Annotated in this window: 19 protein-coding genes; 10 read left to right on the forward strand and 9 right to left on the reverse strand. The window is 38.2% G+C overall.

Annotation, left to right across the window (positions count from 1 at the left end):
- Nucleotides 1-14: 14 nt before the first annotated feature.
- Together hslU and hslV are read right to left on the reverse strand one after the other, a co-directional pair.
- A complete protein-coding gene (gene hslU / locus ACFIKQ_RS04650) occupies nt 15-1,325 on the reverse strand; it encodes an ATP-dependent protease ATPase subunit HslU (RefSeq protein WP_012754622.1) in 1,311 nt (436 codons plus the stop codon).
- Nucleotides 1,326-1,907, reverse strand: a complete 582-nt coding sequence (gene hslV / locus ACFIKQ_RS04655) for an ATP-dependent protease subunit HslV (protein WP_012754621.1) — start codon at nt 1,905-1,907, stop codon at nt 1,326-1,328.
- 220 nt (nt 1,908-2,127) lie between these two features.
- On the opposite strand from hslV, the gene ACFIKQ_RS04660 reads away from it, so the two are divergent.
- The 4 genes from ACFIKQ_RS04660 to ACFIKQ_RS04675 all read left to right on the forward strand — a co-directional run bounded on the left by ACFIKQ_RS04660 (nt 2,128) and on the right by ACFIKQ_RS04675 (nt 6,645).
- Nucleotides 2,128-3,117 (forward strand): asparaginase, encoded by a 990-nt coding sequence (locus tag ACFIKQ_RS04660; RefSeq protein WP_012754620.1) that lies wholly within the window; start codon nt 2,128-2,130, stop codon nt 3,115-3,117.
- 121 nt (nt 3,118-3,238) lie between these two features.
- Nucleotides 3,239-4,237: a type I pantothenate kinase gene (coaA, locus tag ACFIKQ_RS04665; protein WP_012754619.1), complete on the forward strand. Its 999-nt coding sequence runs from the start codon at nt 3,239-3,241 to the stop codon at nt 4,235-4,237.
- Between the two features lie 13 nt (nt 4,238-4,250).
- On the forward strand, nt 4,251-5,624 hold the full coding sequence (locus ACFIKQ_RS04670) for a M17 family metallopeptidase (RefSeq protein ID WP_375635997.1): 1,374 nt from the start codon (nt 4,251-4,253) through the stop codon (nt 5,622-5,624).
- 157 nt (nt 5,625-5,781) lie between these two features.
- On the forward strand, nt 5,782-6,645 hold the full coding sequence (locus ACFIKQ_RS04675) for an NlpC/P60 family protein (RefSeq protein ID WP_375639199.1): 864 nt from the start codon (nt 5,782-5,784) through the stop codon (nt 6,643-6,645).
- A gap of 212 nt (nt 6,646-6,857) precedes the next feature.
- On the opposite strand, the gene mutT is transcribed toward ACFIKQ_RS04675, so the two are convergent.
- The 3 genes from mutT to ACFIKQ_RS04690 all read right to left on the reverse strand — a co-directional run bounded on the left by mutT (nt 6,858) and on the right by ACFIKQ_RS04690 (nt 9,715).
- Entirely contained in the window at nt 6,858-7,271 is a 414-nt protein-coding gene (gene mutT / locus ACFIKQ_RS04680; protein WP_012754616.1) for an 8-oxo-dGTP diphosphatase MutT, read from the reverse strand.
- 126 nt (nt 7,272-7,397) lie between these two features.
- Entirely contained in the window at nt 7,398-8,630 is a 1,233-nt protein-coding gene (gene argJ, locus ACFIKQ_RS04685; protein WP_375636000.1) for a bifunctional glutamate N-acetyltransferase/amino-acid acetyltransferase ArgJ, read from the reverse strand.
- 131 nt (nt 8,631-8,761) lie between these two features.
- Nucleotides 8,762-9,715 carry a peptidylprolyl isomerase gene (locus ACFIKQ_RS04690; RefSeq protein ID WP_273787784.1) on the reverse strand — a complete coding sequence of 318 codons (954 nt, stop codon included), beginning with the start codon at nt 9,713-9,715 and terminating at the stop codon, nt 8,762-8,764.
- A 434-nt stretch (nt 9,716-10,149) separates the two neighbouring features.
- On the opposite strand from ACFIKQ_RS04690, the gene secA reads away from it, so the two are divergent.
- The 4 genes from secA (at nt 10,150) to prmC (ending at nt 15,459) form a co-directional block, all read left to right on the forward strand.
- Nucleotides 10,150-12,867 carry a preprotein translocase subunit SecA gene (gene secA / locus ACFIKQ_RS04695; protein WP_375636001.1) on the forward strand — a complete coding sequence of 906 codons (2,718 nt, stop codon included), beginning with the start codon at nt 10,150-10,152 and terminating at the stop codon, nt 12,865-12,867.
- Nucleotides 12,806-13,297: a Fur family transcriptional regulator gene (locus ACFIKQ_RS04700; protein WP_026500203.1), complete on the forward strand. Its 492-nt coding sequence runs from the start codon at nt 12,806-12,808 to the stop codon at nt 13,295-13,297. The genes secA and ACFIKQ_RS04700 overlap by 62 nt, the downstream gene beginning before the upstream one ends.
- 222 nt (nt 13,298-13,519) lie before the next feature.
- Nucleotides 13,520-14,596: a peptide chain release factor 1 gene (gene prfA / locus ACFIKQ_RS04705; RefSeq protein ID WP_375644642.1), complete on the forward strand. Its 1,077-nt coding sequence runs from the start codon at nt 13,520-13,522 to the stop codon at nt 14,594-14,596.
- Nucleotides 14,593-15,459: a peptide chain release factor N(5)-glutamine methyltransferase gene (prmC, locus tag ACFIKQ_RS04710; protein WP_375652622.1), complete on the forward strand. Its 867-nt coding sequence runs from the start codon at nt 14,593-14,595 to the stop codon at nt 15,457-15,459. The genes prfA and prmC overlap by 4 nt, the downstream gene beginning before the upstream one ends.
- Here prmC and nrdF read toward each other — a convergent pair.
- The 4 genes from nrdF to nrdH are packed head-to-tail and all read right to left on the reverse strand — an operon-like array spanning nt 15,456 to nt 19,196.
- Nucleotides 15,456-16,430, reverse strand: coding sequence for a class 1b ribonucleoside-diphosphate reductase subunit beta (nrdF, locus tag ACFIKQ_RS04715; protein WP_375652621.1), 975 nt, complete (start codon nt 16,428-16,430; stop codon nt 15,456-15,458). The two genes, prmC and nrdF, sit on opposite strands and share 4 nt — an antisense overlap.
- Nucleotides 16,431-16,441: 11 nt before the next feature.
- Nucleotides 16,442-18,592, reverse strand: a complete 2,151-nt coding sequence (nrdE, locus tag ACFIKQ_RS04720; RefSeq protein WP_375636004.1) for a class 1b ribonucleoside-diphosphate reductase subunit alpha — start codon at nt 18,590-18,592, stop codon at nt 16,442-16,444.
- Nucleotides 18,574-18,972: a class Ib ribonucleoside-diphosphate reductase assembly flavoprotein NrdI gene (nrdI, locus tag ACFIKQ_RS04725; protein WP_375636005.1), complete on the reverse strand. Its 399-nt coding sequence runs from the start codon at nt 18,970-18,972 to the stop codon at nt 18,574-18,576. Before nrdI ends, nrdE begins: the two co-directional genes overlap by 19 nt.
- Nucleotides 18,972-19,196 carry a glutaredoxin-like protein NrdH gene (nrdH, locus tag ACFIKQ_RS04730; RefSeq protein ID WP_375656057.1) on the reverse strand — a complete coding sequence of 75 codons (225 nt, stop codon included), beginning with the start codon at nt 19,194-19,196 and terminating at the stop codon, nt 18,972-18,974. Before nrdH ends, nrdI begins: the two co-directional genes overlap by 1 nt.
- A 679-nt stretch (nt 19,197-19,875) precedes the next feature.
- On the opposite strand from nrdH, the gene ACFIKQ_RS04735 reads away from it, so the two are divergent.
- Nucleotides 19,876-20,628 (forward strand): ABC transporter ATP-binding protein, encoded by a 753-nt coding sequence (locus ACFIKQ_RS04735; protein ID WP_375636007.1) that lies wholly within the window; start codon nt 19,876-19,878, stop codon nt 20,626-20,628.
- A 3-nt stretch (nt 20,629-20,631) separates the two neighbouring features.
- Nucleotides 20,632-21,501 (forward strand): metal ABC transporter permease, encoded by an 870-nt coding sequence (locus ACFIKQ_RS04740; RefSeq protein WP_375636008.1) that lies wholly within the window; start codon nt 20,632-20,634, stop codon nt 21,499-21,501.
- Nucleotides 21,502-21,508: the final 7 nt, after the last annotated feature.

Consider the following 21,508-nt stretch of genomic DNA (forward strand, 5'->3'; position numbering starts at 1 on the left):
AAAAAGCGATAACTCTAAAGAATAAAACGTGAAAGATCGATATCAGCAGCAAGCTCGCCAATAGATTTTCTCACATAAGCGGCATCAATTGTAAAGGATGTTCCAGCTTTATCAGGTGCCGTGAAAGAAATTTCATCCAAAACGCGCTCCATCACTGTTTGCAAACGACGTGCCCCTATATTTTCAATCCTTGCATTTAAATCTACAGCAATATCTGCTAAAGCATCAATTGCATCATCGGTAATTTCCAAATGAACCTCTTCTGTTGCCATAAGAGCAATATATTGTTTAATCAAACTAGCTTCTGGTTCCGTTAGAATACGCCGTAAATCTTCTCTTGTTAAAGGGTTTAGCTCCACACGGATGGGCAAACGTCCTTGAAGTTCCGGTAATAAATCAGATGGCTTAGAAACATGAAATGCACCTGAGGCAATAAAAAGAATATGATCTGTTTTGATTTGCCCATATTTTGTACTAACCGTTGTTCCTTCAACCAAAGGCAAAAGATCACGTTGAACGCCCTCACGCGAAACGGCAGCACTGGCTCCACCATCCCTAGTTGCAATTTTATCAATCTCGTCAATAAAAACAATCCCGTCATTTTCAGCAACACGAAGCGCTTCTTGAATAATTTGATCCTGATCAAGGAGTTTTTCAGATTCATCATCAATAAGCGGCTTAAAAGCATCCCTTACTGTCGTCTTACGAACTTTTGTACGACTACCCATTTTGCCCAAAATATCTGATAAATTCATAATACCCATTTGTGCCCCAGGCATACCAGGAATATCAAAGGTTGAAGCACTATTGCTATTATTATCGGCGACTTCAATTTCAATCTCTTTCTCATCCAATTCACCTTCACGCAATTTTTTGCGAAAACTATCACGGGTAGCGGGACTGGCTGTTTTACCAACAAGGGCGTCTAAAACGCGCTCTTCAGCATTCACGTGAGCCTTTTCTTTTATTTCATCCCGTTTCTTTTCACGCACAAGAGAAATGGCAATTTCAACAAGATCTCGAATAATTTGCTCAACATCACGTCCCACATAACCAACTTCAGTAAATTTAGTCGCTTCTACTTTAACAAAGGGTGCTCCAGAAAGTTTTGCTAATCGACGTGCAATACCAGTTTTACCAACACCTGTTGGCCCTATCATTAAAATATTTTTTGGCATAACTTCTTCACGCATCGGCTCATCAAGCTGTTGTCTACGCCACCGATTGCGCAGTGCGATAGCTACAGAGCGTTTGGCATCATTTTGGCCAATAATAAAACGATCAAGTTCAGAAACAGTCTCACGAGGGGAAAATACAACACACATTTAAATAGCTTTCTCTAAAGAAGATAATTCTGCATCCAATGTTTCAATCGTAAAATGATCATTGGTGTAAACACAAATTTTAGCGGCAATAGCCATAGCTTTACGAGCAATAGTTTCTGCATCCAAATCCAAGTCCATGAGTGCACGCGCTGCTGAAAGAGCAAAATTTCCTCCAGAGCCAATTGCCATAACCCCATCTTCTGGTTCTAAAACATCACCAAGCCCTGTTAGAGCCAAAGTTACTTTCTTATCAGCCACGAGCATCATTGCTTCGAGACGACGCAAATAGCGGTCTGTTCGCCAATCTTTTGCAAGTTCTACACATGCACGCATAAGCTGATCAGGATATTGCTCAAGCTTTGTTTCCAATCTTTCCAGTAATGTGAAAGCATCTGCCGTAGCACCTGCAAAACCAGCAATAACCACTCCGTTCTTTCCAAGACGACGCACTTTACGTGCATTACCTTTCATAATTGTCTGCCCAAGAGAGACCTGACCATCACCGGCCATCACGACTTTTCCACCTTTTCGTACCGTAATAATTGTTGTACCATACATTATGTCTGGCTTATGTTCTGTCATAAGGAGACTCCTTAATATTAACTTTACTTTTTAATATTGATTTCTTTTCATACAATGTAAAACTCAACTACTATTGTCCTATTTAAGAACATATACAGCAAAACACAATGATTCAGCATAACTCAATTTGTTGAAAATGGAAAAATGATATCATTGTTGTCAATGTAAATTACTGCTAAATAGCTTTATATAAACAGTTTGTGCCTTTTAGAGGAAAATTATGAAAAAAATAGCCATAGGGACCTTAGGTGGAACAATTGCAATGACTGCTGATCGTTTTGGTCACATGCAACCGACTTTAACTTCAGATAACCTCATAAAAAGTGTTCCTGATTTAAATAACGTTGCTGATATTCATGCACAAACATTAATGCAAATACCAAGTGGATCTTTATCGTTTCAAATTCTTTTTGAAATAATCGAGTGGGCAAAACAACAAATAAATGCTGGTGCAGAAGGTATTGTTTTAACACAAGGGACTGATACTCTGGAAGAAACAGCTTTTTTTCTTTCTCTTTATTGGAAGGAAGCTGAACCACTCATCATAACCGGCGCTATGCGCATGCCTCATGAAGCAGGCGCAGACGGCCCCGCCAATATTTTAGCAGCCACTCGTGTCGCAGCAGCCCCACAAAGTCGTAACAGGGGCGTTCTTGTTGTCATAAATGATACAATTCATTCACCTTATTGGCTCTATAAAAGCCATACCGTCAAAGTCGAAACATTTCAATCAGGTCTTGCAGGTATTTTAGGAACTATTTTAGAGGGAAAACTTATTTATTTCAATGATCAAAAGCTTTTTCCGACGACGTTTGATCTTCCCCAAAACCACGATCATCAAATTGCACTCCTCTATTCCTCTTTATCATCTGATGCACAATTAATGAAGCTATGCCTTGAAAGTGGGTATTATGCTGGAGTTGTTATTGCTGGTTTTGGTGCAGGACACTGTAGTTTTCAAGAAGCAGACCTTGTACAACAATATGCACAAAAAATACCAATCATTATTGCTAGTCGTTGTTGTAATGGCTCAACAACTCGTATAACTTATGGCTATAAAGGCTCAGAAATCGATATGATTGCTTCTGGTGCTCTCATGTCTGGTTATTTATCAGCCGTAAAAGCGCGTCTACTTTTATGGGCTTTTTTAGCGCAAGGGCACTCATTAGCACAAATCCGTGCAAACTGGAATGACTGGACTATAAGTTAATGAAAAATGATCTATTATCTTAAAGAAGAGAGCATGCAAAACAAAATTTATTTGAAAATCAAGCCGCTCATCTGTCCAATTTTAATCGATTGCTGCGGCAAAAAATTCTCGACCAATACAAATGATTGATACGATTATACAAAAAATTAATCAGGAAGATAATCTGGTCAAATGCGTTTCTGACCGATATTCACCCTATCGTGTTTTTACTGCACAAGAATGGTCAGAGTTTCGTGCAGACACACCTCTTACTTTGACTTTTGATGAAATTAAGCGTTTGCGCTCTATTGATGATCCTATCGATCTTAAAGAAGTCCAACGCATTTATCTTTCTTTATCGCGTTTGTTATCATGCCATGTTGAAGCAGTACAGGAACTTTTTCACAAACGTCAGCAGTTTCTCCATCAAGAAGAGAGTAGAAAAACGCCCTTTATTATTGGAATTGCTGGTTCTGTAGCAGTAGGAAAATCAACCACGGCTCGCATTCTTCAAGAACTGTTGAAACGATGGACATCTAGTCTTAAAGTTGATCTGATCACAACGGATGGTTTTCTCTATCCTAATGCAATCTTACAGCAAAAAAATCGTATGAATCGTAAAGGATTTCCTGATTCCTATGACATTAAAAAATTGCTGTGCTTTCTTTCGGCTATAAAAGCAGGTATCGGAAATGTCCGTGCCCCGCTTTACTCACATATGACTTATGATGTTCTAGAAAATCAGACAATTACCATTGACCGTCCTGATATTTTAATTGTTGAAGGTATTAATGTATTACAGGTCAGTGATCTTCCTAAAGATGGAAAAGCTATTCCTTTCGTATCAGATTTTTTTGATTTTTCAATCTATGTCGATGCCGAAACAGAAGTCATTCGTCACTGGTATTTAGAGCGCTTTAAACGTTTGCGTAAAACAGCTTTTCAAAATCCTGAATCCTATTTTCATCGTTATGCCCTGCTCAGTGAAAAAGAAGCCTCAAAAATCGCTGAGGATCTTTGGCAAACAATTAATTTAAAAAATTTACAAGAAAATATATTGCCAACACGACCACGATCCAATCTCATTCTACGAAAAGGAAAAAATCATTTGGTCGAGTATGTCGCACTTAGACGACTATAAGGATCTCATAACTATGCAGCATTATCACATTCATTTTACCTCAACGCGTATCGATAACAGTTGCCCTATCATCTTGGTAAACCAAAGAACTCTTGCCAACTTATCACTTGATGCGTCAACAACAGCATGGATAAAAGTTAATGACTTTACTGGTAAAGCAGGACAAATACTCTTTGTTCCTCACGAAACGGGGCATTTAAAAAAAGTTTTATTTGGAATTGGAAATGGGAACGATCCCTTTATCACAGGACTGCTTGCTCAAAAACTTCCTGCTGGTCAATGGCATTTAGAAGGTACAACCTCTGATGAAATAAATGCCTATCTTGGATTAGCATTCGGTAGCTATCAATTTAATCGCTATCGTCAAAATTCTTCTTTCAAATCATTGTCTATCCATGTCAATGAGGCCGTTGATCTTAATGAACTCCAACGAATTTATGAGGCTGTCTTTTTTGTCCGTGATCTCATCAATATTCCAGCCAATGATATGACCCCTGATGCTCTCGAAAAAGAAGCACGAAAACTAGGAAAAACCTACGGTGCTCATGTCCAAAGTATTTGTGGAGATGATCTCTTAACCCATAACTTTCCGATGATTCATGCCGTAGGACGAGCAGGCAGTACTGCACCGCGACTGATTGAGTTACACTGGGGGCAAGAACATCATCCTAAAATAACGTTGGTGGGCAAAGGGGTAACTTTTGATACGGGAGGACTCGATATTAAATCAGCCAATAACATGTTGCTTATGAAAAAAGACATGGGGGGTGGAGCAAACGTTTTGGGATTGGCTAAACTTATCATGGATGCCAAATTGCCTTTCCGTCTACGTGTTTTGATTCCAGCTGTAGAAAATGCAATTTCTGCGAATGCTTACCGACCAAGTGATATTCTCAAAAGTCGTAAAGGCTTAAGTGTTGAAGTAGGTAATACAGATGCTGAAGGGCGACTTGTCCTTGCCGATGCGCTCGCCTATGGTGATGAAGAAAGTCCACAATTCATGCTTTGTATGGCTACTTTAACAGGGGCAGCGCGTATAGCATTAGGACCAGATCTCCCCGCATTTTATTGCAATGATTCAATATGGGCACAACAAATCTCTGAATCTGCTCACGCTGTTTTTGATCCTCTTTGGCAAATGCCCCTTTGGAAACCTTACCAAGAGATGTTATCATCACCAATTGCTGATCTTAACAATGTAACTGGAAATAGCTTTGCTGGCTCTATAACGGCTGCTTTATTTCTTAATTCTTTTGTTGAAAAAGCTGAACATTTTGCGCATTTTGATCTTTATGGATGGGTTCCAAAAGAAAAACCAGGATACCCTATTGGTGGATCAGCACAAACTATTCGTGCCCTTTATAATATTTTTAAAAATGAAGTTTGACACACAATATCCACAAAGATAGACAATTTTACATCTTAAAGAATAATTGCAATCGTCTTAAACTGTGTCCTTAGTTTTGTTTGAGGATAAAAAACTTACCAATAGAGTTTTCATGAGTTTGTTTAAAAGTAAGAAGTAACAAAATGGAAGCAAAAAGATGACCTCTAAAGACCCAAGGCTTTATGCATTCAGAGATGATCTAGCGGATCAACGTCTTGAAACAGAAATTACAGCCCAGCGCTTTGTTCAAGGTGAAAAAAAACGTGTTAATACAGCGGTCGCTGGACTTTTTAAAGAAAATAGTAAAAAAAGTGAAAGACAAACAGAATGCTTATTGGGAGAAGAACTTCTCATTTTTGAACAAGGGGAAACGATGTCGTGGGGGCAATCCCTTAAAGATGGTTATGTTGGTTATATTGATACAACAGCCCTTTGTACATCAACTATAAAACAAACGCATATAGTTTCAGTCCCACGTACATTTAAATATTCACACGCTGACTTACGTGGACCAATAGTGTCTCCGTTATCTATGGGAAGCAAAGTCAGTGTTGTTGATGAAATTGAAGTCCGTGACACAATGTATTCTATTCTTGAAAATGGAACAGCAATCATTACGAGCCATCTCAGCCCCATTGGACGTGTATACGAAGATTATGTCACAGTTGCAGAAACCTTTATCCGTACACCTTATCTTTGGGGTGGTGTCAGCGGTTTTGGAATTGATTGTTCGGGACTCATTCAACTCTCTATGATGATGACTGATCAAATAGTTTTACGTGACACCGATATGCAGCAAGAAACTATAGGCAGTCCTCTTACAGATACTGATAAACTTCAACGAGGCGATTTAATTTTTTGGAAAGATCATGTTGCTATTATGGTTGATCATGAAAATATTATTCATGCAAATGGTTTTTCCATGGACGTTATGATCGAGCCATTAGAAGAGGCAATTACGCGTATAGCTAAAAAAAATCAATATCCCATCGCAAAACGTCGTCCAATGCAAGAAACTTAATACATGCCTCCTATAAAAAATAATATCTTTCTCATATTATTTATATTTCTCGTTTATATACTTATTTATGGAGATTTTTTCTTTATCTCTCATATTTGAAATGAAAAAAAATTACGACTCTGGACTTTTACATTCAACATAAAAATTATAAATTATCATTTTAAATCAATATATTGAATTATATTTAAACAATGTTTTCTTCTTATAACACATTAAAGAAGATGATTTTTCAATACCTGAACCAATGGTTTATCAGCATCAGGCATAGGGTATTTATCAAGATCATTAACAAAAACCCATTCTAAATTTTGCCCCTCTCGTCCTTGCGCAACTCCCTCATAATGATAACAAAGATACAACGGCATCAAGAGGTGAAATGTTGCATAGCTATGGCTTGCAAACGTTAAAGGTAATAAATTATTTGCCTGAACATACACACCAAGCTCTTCTTCTAGTTCACGAATCAATGAAATTTCTGGAGTTTCACCTTGCTCAACCTTTCCACCAGGAAACTCCCATAAACCAGCCAGCGATTTTCCTTCAGGACGCTTGGTAAGCAAAACACGATTATTTTGATCTAACAGTGCACATGCAACAACAAGAAGAAGGGAACTTTTTATACACATATCACTCTCCAATGAGAATATAAAGATAACTGTCTCTTTCTAGTATATTCCCTTACCTCAAAAAGAACTCACATATCTCATTCTCTTAAAAAAATAATCGGCAGTTAAATATAGAGAGTGCATCCTTTAACTTCTGTAATCACTATTGATCATAACGTACTCTTTTGTTAAATCGCAAGACCAAACCGTCGCCGTGCTCTTACCTAAACCGATATCAACACGAATTGTGATGTGCTTACCTTGCATATAAGTACCTATTGTCTCTTCACAATACTCAGGATCTCGTACGCCATTCACGGCCACACGATGCTCACCAAACCAAATCGTCAATAGATCACGATCGACTTCAACACCGGCCTTCCCAACTGCCATAACGACCCGCCCCCAATTCGCATCTTCACCAGCAATAGCCGTTTTTACGAGCGGTGAATTTGCAATTGATAAAGCAATAGTTTTAGCTGCATTGTTTGTTGTAGCCCCCATCACATTAACCTCAATTAAATGACGAGCACCTTCGCCATCACAAACAACTTGTAGTGCAAGTTCATGCAAAAGTGCACTCAATTGTTTCACAAAAACTCCATAACGCGGATCAGATTTACTTGTAAGACATGGGAAATGTTCTTTTCCTGTCGCAAACAACATAAGCGTATCTGAAGTTGAGGTATCGCTATCAACAGTAATTGAATTGAAAGAACCCTCAACTGCCTCTGATAACATGGATTGGAGTACATCCGAAGAAATAGTAGCGTCACTAACCACAAACGACAGCATTGTCGCCATATCGGGTGCAATCATACCAGCACCTTTTGCAATCCCGTTAATGGTGACAGTCTCGCCTCCACAATCAAATCTGCGTGTAGAAAGTTTTGGAAATGTGTCCGTTGTCATTATGGCTTTTGCAGCTTCCAACCAATTTCCCTCTTCTGCTGTCTCTGCCATAGTTGGTAAAAGATTCACAACGCAAGAAGCATCCATTGGCTCACCAATAACCCCCGTAGAAGCTATAAAAATTTCATCTCCTCTAACCTTTAAAGCGTTCGCTGCTGCACAGATGATTTCATTGGTTGTGTGCTTTCCTTTGCTTCCTGTAAAAGCATTTGCATTTCCAGAATTCACAACAACACCCCTCGCAACCCCATGAGGAAGCGATGCACGACAATGCTCTACAGGAGCAGACGGACATTTTGAACGGGTAAAAACACCGGCCACACTCACTGGCTTATCGAATATGATGAAAAGAAGATCTGTACGATCTTTATATTTAATCCCAGCTTCAGCTGTTGCTATCCGTACCCCAGATAAGGGAGAAAGCTCCTGGATCTTTTGAGGCGATAAAGGAGAAATTTTCAAAACCACAATATGCTCTCTGTAAAAATAAATGAAATGATTGCAGATCAATAACCTCTCATAGAAAACTGCTAGGCTTTTTGAACAAAACTAACCTAGCAAATTATCTATTAAAGAGGCTATCCACTTATTTTTCCTAGCTATTCTGTATCTTCTTCATCTGATGTCTCATCGGGAAGTAGCGTCCCATTTTGATGAAGCGATTCCATGATTTTTGTAACATTAGGATCAGGGTATTTCACATCCATCTTGCTACGCAAATCAACAATCAGTTCTTGATAGCGCTTTTTTATCAGCTGTGTCCGTAACATCTCTTTAACATCATCAAATGCAGGAGGTTGTTTCAAACGACGATCTTCTAATTTAATAATATGCCAACCAAAAGGACTTTCAACGGGTTGTTTAGTGTATTCGCCAATTTTCAAACCAAATGCAGCATCTTCAAAAGGCTTGACCATTTGACCATGACTAAAATAACCAAGATCACCCCCAACGGCAGCAGAACCATCTGTTGAACTTTTCTTTGCAATCTCTTCAAAATTTTCGCCTTTATTTAAATGCTTAATGATAGCTTCTGCTTCTTTTCTCGTTTTGACCAAAATATGACGCGCTTTAACCTCATCTTCTTTAGGTAAAGCAGCGACTTCTTGCTTATAAAGAGCTTCCAAATCAGTATCCGAGATTTTGTCAACAATCGCCTGTTTAAAATAAAGCTGTTGAAGAACATTGTCACGCATGACTGCCATACGTTTATCGTAAGCTTCTGTCTTATCAAGACCTTTGCTTCTTGCTGCTTTTGCAAGTGCCTGCATATCTAAATAAGCTTTTAGAACCATCATACGGCGTTGTTCATCAGGAAAACGTGCTAAATTAGGATTTATTTCAAGCGCTAAATCATCCAATTGGCCTGCTGTAATATTTTTCCCATCAATAACCGCCATAACATGAGAAGGAGAAACGGCTTTTTCAGAAGCTTTCTCCAAAGTCTTTAAATCATTCGACGATGAATTCAAACCTTCTTGGGCTCTCACCCCTAAACTTGTACTTGCCAATAAAGTTGATGCTAAAAAAAGCGTGATAAAGTTAAATTTCATAAATATACTCCTTAAAAATGAAGGCAGGTTCAAGATTCCAATTTTCTTTACCATAACACTTTAACCTTTAAACATAGAGAAATAAATTAGTAATTTTATTTTAAAAAAGTATAAAATTGTCCTTTTATCTGAGTTGCTCCAATCCTATCTAATGCAGATGAAAACATGATAATAGAGAAAAATGACATATTGTATCTTAAATTACTTTGTATTGTATCAGTTAAATAGCGTACCTAAAGTTGACATAGAGCGCTTAGCCTCTTATCTCTACTTTACAATTAAAGTGAAAAATTGCACACCAACAAGTATAATGGTACCATCTGCATTCCATGATGTCTCTAATCATATCAGATAACTTGAAGAAAATGTAGAGTATGGGGAAAGCGTATGAATTACCCAACAAGAGTGACAACAATTAAAAGAAAGGGCCAGAGATGGTCAGTTTAGGTGTTTTTGCCCGTAAGTTTTTTGGTTCAGCTCATGAGCGACGTCTCAAAGCACTCCGCCAAAAAGTTGCACAAATTAATGCTTTGGAAGAACAATTTGTAAAATTAAGTGATGAGCAGCTTTGCCAAAAAACAGATGCCTTTCGTAAACGTCTTAGTGAAGGTGAAAGTGTTGATTTGCTCTTACCAGAAGCTTTCGCAACTGTTCGTGAAGCCGCAAAACGTGTTTATGACATGCGTCCTTTTGACGTGCAACTTATTGGTGGAATGGTCCTTCACGACTGTGGCATAGCTGAAATGCGTACTGGTGAAGGTAAAACATTAATGGCAACTTTACCAATTTATCTCAATGCATTGGAAGGTAAAGGCGTTCATGTTGTGACAGTAAATGATTATCTCGCCAGTCGTGATGCTGAAACAATGGGGAAAATTTTTAGTTTTCTAGGGCTTACAACAGGTGTGATTCTTCATGATCTTGATAGTGATGCCCGCCGAGAGGCCTATGCATGCGACATCACCTATGCCACAAATAATGAACTAGGTTTTGATTATTTGCGTGATAATATGGCCTTCGATCGTAGTCAAATGGTCCAACGTGGACATCATTACGCAATTGTTGATGAAGTTGATTCGATTCTTATTGATGAAGCCCGTACACCCCTTATTATTTCTGGTCCTCTAGAAGATCGTACTGACTTCTATAATCTTATTGATACATTTATTCCTGCCTTAACTCCAGAAGACTATGAAATAGACGAAAAACAAAAAACAACGACTTTTACCGAAGTTGGTACTGAAAAAATTGAAAAAATGCTCGAACAAGCTGGACATCTTAAAGGTGAAAGTCTTTATGACATAGAAAATGTCGCTATCGTTCATCATGTCAATAATGCTCTAAAAGCTCATAAACTGTTTGCTCGCGATAAAGATTACATTGTTCGCAATGATGAAATCGTTATTATTGACGAATTTACAGGGCGAATGATGCCTGGGCGACGTTATTCTGAAGGACTTCATCAAGCGTTAGAAGCTAAGGAGCATGTTGCTATTCAACCAGAAAACCAGACACTTGCTTCCATCACTTTCCAAAATTACTTCCGTATGTATAGAAAATTATCTGGAATGACTGGAACTGCAACAACAGAAGCCGAAGAATTCAGAAATATTTATGGTCTTGACGTTGTCGAAGTCCCTACAAATTTGCCAATACAACGTATTGATGAAGATGATGAAATTTATCGAACAGCAGAAGAGAAATATCGGGCAATTGTGCGTGATATCCGTCAAGCACATGAAAAAGAACAGCCTATTCTTGTTGGAACAACCTCTATTGAGAAATCAGAACAATTGGCAGAGCGTTTGCGAAAAGAAGGCATTACCGATTTTAGAGTCTTAAATGCTCGCTATCACGAACAAGAAGCATACATCATTGCGCAAGCAGGAGTTCCTAGAGCTCTCACCATCGCAACCAACATGGCAGGACGCGGTACGGATATACAGCTTGGTGGTAATGTTGAAATGCGCATCCGACAAGAGTTACAGGATATCCCCGAAGGTCCAGAGCGGACAGCTAAAATTGAAGAAATAAAAAAAGATGTTCAGAAGCTTAAAGACAAAGCTTTAGCGGCTGGTGGTCTTTACGTCATTGCAACGGAACGTCATGAAAGCCGTCGTATTGATAACCAGCTTCGTGGACGTTCTGGTCGCCAAGGCGATCCAGGTCGCTCAAAATTCTTTCTCTCTCTTCAAGATGATCTTATGCGTATCTTTGGCTCCAATCGTATGGATGGTATGCTGCAAAAACTTGGATTGAAAGAAAATGAAGCTATTATCCATCCATGGATTAATAAAGCCCTTGAAAAAGCACAAAAAAAGGTCGAAGCACGAAACTTTGAAATTCGTAAAAATCTGCTAAAATATGATGATGTCATGAATGATCAGCGCAAGGTTATTTTTGAACAGCGTATGGAGATCATGAACGCAGATGATTTATCAGAAATGATCCTTGAAATGCGCAATGAAGTCGTAGAGGATCTCGTAGAGGCTTATATTCCATCAGGGACATATTCTGAAAAATGGGATGTAAAAACTCTCGAAGAAGAACTTCAACAACTCTTTAATCTTGAGCTTCCAGTAGAAGAGTGGGCAAAAGAAGATGGAATTGCCGAGGAGCAAATTTTGGAGCGTGTATCAGATGCTGTTACAAAACTTGAAAATGAACGTACTGAACGCTATTCTCCAGAGGTTATGGCTTATTTTCACAAGGCAGTATTGCTCGAAACTATTGACACGTTATGGCGTGAACATCTGGTGAGTTTAGACCATTTGCGTTCTGTTGTTGGTTTTCGTGGTTATGCGCAGCGGGATCCGCTCAATGAATATAAGACAGAATCTTTTGAACTCTTTCAAAGTATGTTGAGAAATTTGCGCCGAATTGTCACTTCTAAGCTTATGCGCTTTGAAATCATTCAACAACCTACAGAACCGATCATGCCTGAGCAAACTGATGCTACTTCTTCTGTCTTTAATGATCAAAGTCAAGAAAATGCTCCCACCTTATGGGCACGATCACAAGAAAATAGATTTGTTAATCCACAAGATCGTGACCCTAATGATATAACCACATGGGGAAAAGTTGGACGTAATGAGCGTTGTCCTTGCGGTTCAGAGAAAAAATACAAACACTGTCATGGAGCCTTTGTTTGAAAAGCAAACTATGAAAATGAATAAAAAGCGAAATTATGAGCAAGAATTGCGCACAGCTGGTTTAAGAGTAACACGTCAACGACGAGTTATTCTTGATATTTTGACTGACACAAATGACCATCCCAATGCATTTGAAATTTTTCAGCGTGCAAACAAAATAGATTCGAGTATTTCACTCTCAACTGTTTATCGAACCATGAAAACATTAGAAGGAAATGGAACAATTCATCGCCATAGCTTTAGTGGTGGTCCATCTCGTTTTGAGCAAGCAGATGGTCAACATCATGATCATCTCATTGATATAGAAACAGGACAAGTTATCGAGTTTCATTCTGATGTTATTGAAAAGCTTCAAGAGGAAATTGCAAAGTCCCTTGGCTATGATATTATTCATCACCGCCTTGAACTTTACGGAAAAAAAAACTCTTAAAAAAGTGATTATATATCATTAGATAAAATACCTCAGGTAAATCGAGTTTTATAAAAATTTACCTTTAAGATATAATAGTTTCCATTGGCAAAAAAAAAATTTTGCTCTATTACCCCTTTTTGTATGATGCTATACGGTAATTCATTGTCAGTATTATAACAAAAAATCATTGCAACAAAATATTATAAAAATTGTATTATGAAAAATTAGGCCAATATTATCATGGTTTCCTTGCCACAAGATCGTATGAGACAGCTTGAAAAGCGCTTTGAAATAATTGAAAGCCAAATGACGACTAATCCAAATGCTGAAACATATGTCAAATTAGCTTCTGAATATGCAGAACTACAACCCGTTATTGCCTCTATACGCGCATTAAATGCTCTTTACAAAGAGATTACAGAATTAGAAACAATTATCAATGATAAACAAACAGACGTAGAGATGCGTAATCTTGCCCAAGAAGAGCTACCATTGTTATATAAAAAAGTAGAGCAATTTGAAAAAGAACTCCAGATTCTGCTTTTGCCTAAAGATGTTGCTGATGAAAAAAACGCTATTGTTGAAATTCGAGCAGGAACGGGTGGATCAGAAGCAGCACTTTTTTCCGGTGATCTTTTCCGTATGTATGAACGTTATGCCCATGCTCACCATTGGACAGTAGAAGTTATTTCACTCAGTGAGGGAGAAGTTGGCGGATATAAAGAGATTATTGCTACTATCTCAGGAAAAGGTGTCTTTTCTAAATTGAAATATGAATCAGGGGTTCACCGTGTGCAACGCATCCCCGAAACAGAAACCGGTGGACGTATCCATACATCTGCTGCTACCGTTGCAGTCCTTCCGGAGGCTGAAGAAATTGATATTGATATTCGCCCTGAAGATATTCGTATTGACACAATGCGTGCATCTGGAGCAGGAGGACAGCATGTTAATACAACGGATTCAGCTGTTCGTATCACGCATATTCCAACAGGAATTATGGTCGTACAAGCAGAAAAATCACAACATCAAAACCGAGCACGAGCCCTTCAAATTTTACGGGCACGCTTATTCGATATCGAACGACAAAAAGCGGAAAGTGAACGTTCAGCTTCTCGTAAAAGCCAAGTTGGTTCTGGTGATCGTTCAGAACGTATTCGTACCTATAATTTTCCACAAGGACGTGTCACGGATCACCGTATTAATCTAACCTTGTATAAGCTTGATCGCATTCTAGAGGGAGATCTTGATGAGCTTCTTCATGCACTCATCTCAGATCATCAAACAACACTGCTTATGGAAATGGATAATAATTGAGCGAATATTCTTTCAAGAATGTCATCCAACGAATGCAAGAAAAATTGCGCACGAAAGGAATTGTTGAAGCCGATCTCGATGCGAAAATACTCGTTGAATGGATAACAGGAATAAATGCTGCTGAAAGAATTTCTAAACCAGATATGCATCTGTCTTCTGAGCATATTATACAAATAGAACAGGCTCTACAACGGCGTATTGCAGGAGAACCCGTCTACCGTATTATAGGAGCACGAGAATTTTATGGTATATCTTTTGCATTGTCTCAAGAGACGTTAGAACCTCGTCCTGATACAGAAACGCTAATAGATCTTGTTCTCCCTTTTCTCCAAAAACAGGTCGAAAATTCGAGAAGAACAAGATTCCTTGATATGGGAACAGGAAGTGGCGCCATTGCCATTACACTCCTTAAACAAATTCCCCAATCCTATGCGGTGGCAGTCGATATTTCTGAAGATGCCCTTAAAACAGCGAAAAAAAATGCAAAAAACGCTGAAGTAGCACACCGCTTCACACCTCTTCTTAGCGACTGGTTTGATGCGGTCGCAGATCGCTTTGATTTCATTGTTTCTAATCCACCTTATATTCCCGCACAAGATATCGAAAAACTTGCAAAAGAAGTGCGCTTACATGACCCATTACGCGCCCTGATAGGAGGGGAAGATGGACTTGATTTTTATCGAAAACTCGCCCATGAAGCAGCCCACTACTTAAAAGAAAACGGCTATGTCGCTGTTGAAATTGGTTACTCTCAAGAAAATGAAGTCTGTAATTTATTTGAAAAAAATGGTTTTCAATGTTTAGAAGTGCGTAAAGATCTAAGTGGAATACCCCGCGCACTTCTATTTGCATGCAAACATTAAAATTCCCAATCATCATCCGTGGTAGCAACCGCCTTGCCAATGACATAAGAAGAACCTGCCCCTGAAAAAAAGTCATGATTTTCATCAGAGTTTGGTGATAAAGCTGCCAAAATAGCGGGATTAACACGACAAACCTCAGGGGGAAAAAGAGCTTCAAAACCTAAATTCATTAAAGCCTTGTTAGCATTATAATGAAGAAAAATTTTAACATCTTCTGTCAATCCAAGTGCATCATAAAGATCTTCAGTATATTTGCACTCGATATTATAAAGATCAAAGAGCAGGTTAAAAGCAAAATCTTTAATTTCTTTCTTTTTGGCTTCATCAAGCTTTGCAAAGCCCAATTGGAATTTATAACCTATATAATAACCATGGACTGCTTCATCACGAATGATTAATCGAATGAGATCTGCTGTATTGGTCAACTTAGCGCGACTGGCCCAATACATGGGCAAATAAAAACCAGAATAAAATAAAAAGCTTTCCAGCAAAGTCGAAGCAATTTTTTTCTTAAGTGGATCATTTGCTTCATAACGCTCAAGTACTAATCTAGCCTTTTTCTGCAAATGAATATTTTCTTCTGACCATCTAAACGCATCATCAACTTCTACCGTCGAACAAAGGGTTGAAAAAATAGAGGAATAAGAACGTGCATGAACCGCTTCCATGAAAGCAATATTCGTCAACACTGCCTCCTCATGCTCTGTTATTGCATCAGCCAGAAGCGAAATGGCTCCAACAGTATTTTGAATTGTATCTAAAAGCGTTAGTCCTGTAAAAACACGAATTGTTAATTTACGTTCTTCATCTGTTAAGCTTGACCATGAGGGAATATCATTGGAAAGTGGAACCTTCTCAGGTAACCAAAAGTTCCCAGTTAAGCGGTTCCATACTTCAAGATCTTTCTCATCATGTAATCTATTCCAATTAACAGCGCACACAACAGGATTTTTGGTTGCAATCTTTGTCATATGATGATCTCCTATAAACTGCACGAAACACAGCCATCAACTTCTGTTCCACTTAATGCTACTTGCCGTAATCGTACATAGTAAATACTCTTTATACCCTTTTTCCAGGCATAAATTTGTGCGCGGTTAATATCACGTGTGGTAGCGGTATCAGGAAAAAATAATGTCAATGAAAGACCTTGATCAACATGCTGTGTTGCTGCAGCATAGGTATCTATAATTTTTTCAGGACCAATCTCATAAGCATCTTGGTAAAAATTCAAATTCGTATTATCCATATAAGGAGCGGGATAATAAACGCGTCCAATTTTTCCTTCTTTGCGAATTTCAATTTTTGAAGCAATTGGATGAATAGAAGAAGTGGCATGATTAATATAGGAAATAGATCCCGTAGGTGGAACTGCCTGCAAATTACGGTTATAAAGCCCATACTCAATGACTAATTTTTTGAGTTCCTGCCAATCCTTTTGATCTGGGATAACAATATTGTTCCGTGCAAAAAGCTCTTGCACAAGCGCAAATTGCGGTTTCCATTCTTTTTCAATATATTTTTCGAAAAAACGTCCATCTGCATAAGCTGATTTTTCAAACCCTGCAAACATTTCTTGACGTTCACGTGCAATCAAATTGGAAGCCCGTATGGCGTGATATGTCACAATATAAAAATATATATTGGTAAAATCTATCGCTTCTGGAGATCCATAATAGATCTGTTCACGCGCTAGAAACCCGTGCAAATTCATTTGTCCCAAACCAATCGCATGACTTTCAGCATTGCCTTTCGCAATGGAAGGCACACAGGCAATATTGCTCATATCCGAAACCGCAGTAAGGGCACGAACAGCAGATTCCACGGTCTGTCCGAAATCAGGACTTTCCATTGCTTTGGCAATATTCATGGATCCAAGATTACAGGATATATCACTTCCAATCGTGCGATAAGTTAAATCTGTCTCCAGTTCACTTGCCTCACTCACCTGCAAAATTTCTGAACATAAATTGCTCATACTTATGCGCCCAGCTATTGGGTTCGATCGATTAGCAGTATCCTCAAATAAAATATAGGGATAACCCGACTCAAATTGAATTTCCGCTAATGTCTGGAAAAAAACGCGTGCACTTATTTTCTTTTTACGAATCTTTGCATTATCAACAAAAGAACGATAATGCTCCGTTAAAGAAATATCGCTAAAGGGCTTACCTGTCACACGCTCGATATCATAAGATGAGAAGAGATACATATCCTCATTATTCCGTGCAAGCTCAAAAGTAATATCAGGAATAACGACACCAAGCGAAAGCGTTTTGATTCTAACTTTTTCATCAGCATTTTCACGCTTTGTATCCAAAAACTTCATAATATCTAAATGGTGAGCATGCAAATAAACAGCTCCAGCCCCCTGTCTTGCCCCAAGCTGATTGGCGTAAGAAAAAGAATCTTCCAAGAGTTTCATCACCGGTAAGACTCCTGAGGACTGATTTTCTATTTGCTTAATTGGTGCCCCAGCTTCCCGCAAATTCGTTAAACAAAGCGCCACACCTCCACCACGTTTTGAAAGCTGCAAAGCCGAATTAACCGAACGACCTATCGATTCCATATTATCTTCAACACGTAGCAAAAAACACGAAACCAATTCACCACGTTGTTTTTTCCCAGCATTTAAAAATGTCGGTGTTGCCGGCTGAAAACGTCCTGTAATAATTTCATCCACAAAACTTTCAGCAAGAGCTTTATTCCCTTGTGCCAAATATAAAGCTACAAGACAAACACGATCTTCATAACGTTCAAGATAACGTTTCCCATCAAAAGTCTTTAATGTATAGCTGGTATAGTACTTAAATGCGCCTAAAAAGGTAGGAAAACGAAACTTAAATGCATAAGCACGTTTAAAAAGCTTTTTAATAAAAGAAAAATCATAAAGCCCAAATAAAGCTTTTTCGTAATAACCTTCTTCTATTAAGTAGTCTATTTTTTCCTTCAGGTTATGAAAAAAAACTGTATTTTGATTAACATGCTGAAGAAAATATTGCCGTGCGGCAAGCCTATCCATATCAAATTGAATATGACCATTTTCATCATAAAGATTAAGCATTGCATTCAGCGCATGATAATCAGTAATCTGATCCGATTTCTGCGATTGCCCTATACCAATTGTTTCCAAAATCTTTCCAATCCCTTTTTTACATAAATAACGTCTTCATCAGTTCCACGCAGCTCAAAACGATAAAGGCAAGGTACACAACATTTTTCAGCAATGATTTTACTTGCTAAATTATAATAACAACCAAAATTACGATTCCCACCACCAATGACACCACGAATTAATTTTCGGTTCTCAGCTTCATTAAGAAAATGGATAACGGCTTTCGGCACTGCTCCTCTTCCTTCACCATCTGCATATGTAGGAACAACCAGTACATAAGGTTCACCAACCAATGCAGAAGGCTTTCTTTTATCAATTTTGAAGAGTCGTTGACCAAGTTGCGAGACAAAATGTTCTGTATTACCCGTTGCACTCGAATAATAAACAATAAGCCCCATTAAGCACAAAGACCACTAATCATATCTGGTCTAAAACCAGACCAATGATTTTTACCACAAACAACGACAGGAACCTGACGATACCCCAGAGATTGAACAAAATTGTATGCTTGTTCATCACAAGAAATATCAACAACACGATAATGAATGCCTTTTGCATCAAAAGCGCGGCGTGTAGCATCACATTGGACACAAGATGGTTTGCTATAAATAGTGATCGACATTTTCTTCAACTTTCACAATTCCAAACAATCAACCCTAAAAGGTCAATCTAATAATTTTATAAGTACTCAAGAATAACAAAAAACAGAAATTGTACGCAAAACATGTGGTTACTTTCAAATAGTACACAGCTTCTTGAACATAACAGAATTCCTCATCAAATAACTTCAAAGACTATGATGAGAATAAGCGATTATTCTATAACTTAAATGGCAAAGCCCCCCAGTTATAAAACAATCTTTTGCTTGCATTACAATTCCCTCCTGCTGTCTAAAAACTAACGTTCTAAACTACCGTTTTTCAAGAGCTCTGTTTTACTCTTTTACGGCAAAAATCAATTACAAAAACGAAAGGAATCCTTCCAAAAGAGATCCTTCAGCAAAAACACTGCTATGCCCTTGGTCAATAAACTCTTTACAATAATGGAAATAACTTAGATACCAAACGAAACACACTAACACCCTCTCTTGTGCTTATTTAGAATCACCAATCATTTTGATACTATATATAGTATATACTCTCTCTCTTTCGTCAAGGTGAATTCAATTATTATTTTTAATTTTCCACGATCTTCACACTAAAATTTTCAGTCCTCAAAACTATGTAATAATATAACATTTTATTGACAAACGTTATATTATTACATAGTTTTCAAAATAATAAGCAACGATGGTAAAAAATATGGATCTGCACTTCAATAAGACAACATTAGGCTATGGAAATAGAATAGCAATAAAGAACTTTTCAGCAAAGTTAAAAGCTGGTTCATTGGTCGCAATAACAGGCGATAATGGCGCTGGAAAATCGACACTGCTAAAAGCCATCGCCGGATTGATTAAACCTCTTAAGGGAAAAATTACAAAACCAAAAAAAAGCCGTATTGCTTATCTTTCTCAGCAATGTGATGTAGATCAAACATTTCCAATTGATGTGAAAACGCTTGTAAAAACAGGACTGTGGTCTTTTTGTGGATTATGGAAAAGCCAGCGCCTTTATGATTCTAAGATTCAAAATGCGCTTGAAACGGTTGGGCTTACAGAACTAGCACCCCGTTCGCTTGAAACATTATCAGGCGGGCAATTACAACGCGCTCTTTTTGCACGTATCATTGTGCAAGATGCCAATATTATTTTGCTTGATGAACCTTTCAATGGTGTAGATCATAATACCCAAAAAGACCTTCTTACACTGATCACATACTGGCAACAGCAAGGACGCACAGTTCTCGCAGCACTCCATAACCCTCTCATCGTGCAAGAATTTTTCCCCCAAATGATTCAAATTAATCAACAAAACGCCTTTTATGGAAAAACAACACAGTTTTTTAACAACACTATTCATCACGTTATGCCACCTCTCACATCCAATTCTTTTCCTATTAGCGCACAAAAACAAAATCTTCCCATCAATGATCCTCTCTTTCTTAGGTTATAAGACGTGTATGCATTTTTTCTTGCCCCCTTTGTTGATTTCCAATTTATGCAAAACGCCCTTATCGGTTCTATTTTCCTGTCTATTAGCGCTTGTCCTGTTGGTGTATTTTTGATGCTCCGTGGAATGAGCTTGATAGGAGATGCTATCTCTCATGCCATTCTTCCTGGTGTTGCAACTGCTTTTCTGATTTGTGGCTTTTCCCTCATATCTATGACACTTGGTGGCATCTTCGCTGGTATTATTGTTGCTTTAGCAACCATTTTAATTTCACGAAATAGCTTTCAGAAAGAAGATGCATCCATGACCGTCTTTTATCTTATTGCACTCGCGGCAGGTGTCATTATTATCTCACTAAAAGACTCAACAATTGAGCTGCTTCATCTCTTATTCGGATCGGTTCTTGCACTTGATGCACAAGCCCTTTGGTTAATCACTATTATAATGCTGATTACACTATGCAGCCTTTGTATTTTTTGGCGTGCACTTGTTTTAGAAAGCTTTGACCCCCTCTTTTTTAAATCACTCTCTCCGTTGAGTAAATATATTCATATTTCATTGCTTGGACTTGTGGTGTTGAATCTGGTTGGAGGCTTTCAATCACTAGGAACATTACTTTCCGTTGGCATTATGATGATTCCAGCTATTACAGCCCGTTTTTGGTTTTCACGGCTAGGCCCTATTTGCGCGCTTTCCACTCTTTTTGGAATCATTTCTAGCGTATGTGGTCTCCTGCTTTCTTTTCATCTTTCTCTTCCCTCCGGCCCTGCTATCATCATTGCCGCAGGATTTATTTATCTTTTTTCCTGCTTGATAAGTCCACGTGGCTTTATTGTAACATGGTTTCCCCACCTCTTTTATACCTCCTCACTTTAAGGAAAAA

The organism is Bartonella sp. MR63HLJHH (assembly GCF_042194155.1).
Classification (GTDB): Bacteria; Pseudomonadota; Alphaproteobacteria; order Rhizobiales; family Rhizobiaceae; genus Bartonella; species Bartonella grahamii.

Coding starts and splice junctions, on each gene's coding strand:
- hslU (WP_012754622.1), bottom strand. CDS start 1,325: ATGTGTGTTGTATTTTCCCCTCGTGAGACTGTTTCTGAACTTGATCGT.
- hslV (WP_012754621.1), bottom strand. CDS start 1,907: ATGACAGAACATAAGCCAGACATAATGTATGGTACAACAATTATTACG.
- ACFIKQ_RS04660 (WP_012754620.1), top strand. CDS start 2,128: ATGAAAAAAATAGCCATAGGGACCTTAGGTGGAACAATTGCAATGACT.
- coaA (WP_012754619.1), top strand. CDS start 3,239: ATGATTGATACGATTATACAAAAAATTAATCAGGAAGATAATCTGGTC.
- ACFIKQ_RS04670 (WP_375635997.1), top strand. CDS start 4,251: ATGCAGCATTATCACATTCATTTTACCTCAACGCGTATCGATAACAGT.
- ACFIKQ_RS04675 (WP_375639199.1), top strand. CDS start 5,782: ATGACCTCTAAAGACCCAAGGCTTTATGCATTCAGAGATGATCTAGCG.
- mutT (WP_012754616.1), bottom strand. CDS start 7,271: ATGTGTATAAAAAGTTCCCTTCTTCTTGTTGTTGCATGTGCACTGTTA.
- ACFIKQ_RS04690 (WP_273787784.1), bottom strand. CDS start 9,715: ATGAAATTTAACTTTATCACGCTTTTTTTAGCATCAACTTTATTGGCA.
- secA (WP_375636001.1), top strand. CDS start 10,150: ATGGTCAGTTTAGGTGTTTTTGCCCGTAAGTTTTTTGGTTCAGCTCAT.
- ACFIKQ_RS04700 (WP_026500203.1), top strand. CDS start 12,806: ATGAGCGTTGTCCTTGCGGTTCAGAGAAAAAATACAAACACTGTCATG.
- prfA (WP_375644642.1), top strand. CDS start 13,520: ATGGTTTCCTTGCCACAAGATCGTATGAGACAGCTTGAAAAGCGCTTT.
- nrdF (WP_375652621.1), bottom strand. CDS start 16,430: ATGACAAAGATTGCAACCAAAAATCCTGTTGTGTGCGCTGTTAATTGG.
- nrdI (WP_375636005.1), bottom strand. CDS start 18,972: ATGGGGCTTATTGTTTATTATTCGAGTGCAACGGGTAATACAGAACAT.
- nrdH (WP_375656057.1), bottom strand. CDS start 19,196: ATGTCGATCACTATTTATAGCAAACCATCTTGTGTCCAATGTGATGCT.
- ACFIKQ_RS04735 (WP_375636007.1), top strand. CDS start 19,876: ATGGATCTGCACTTCAATAAGACAACATTAGGCTATGGAAATAGAATA.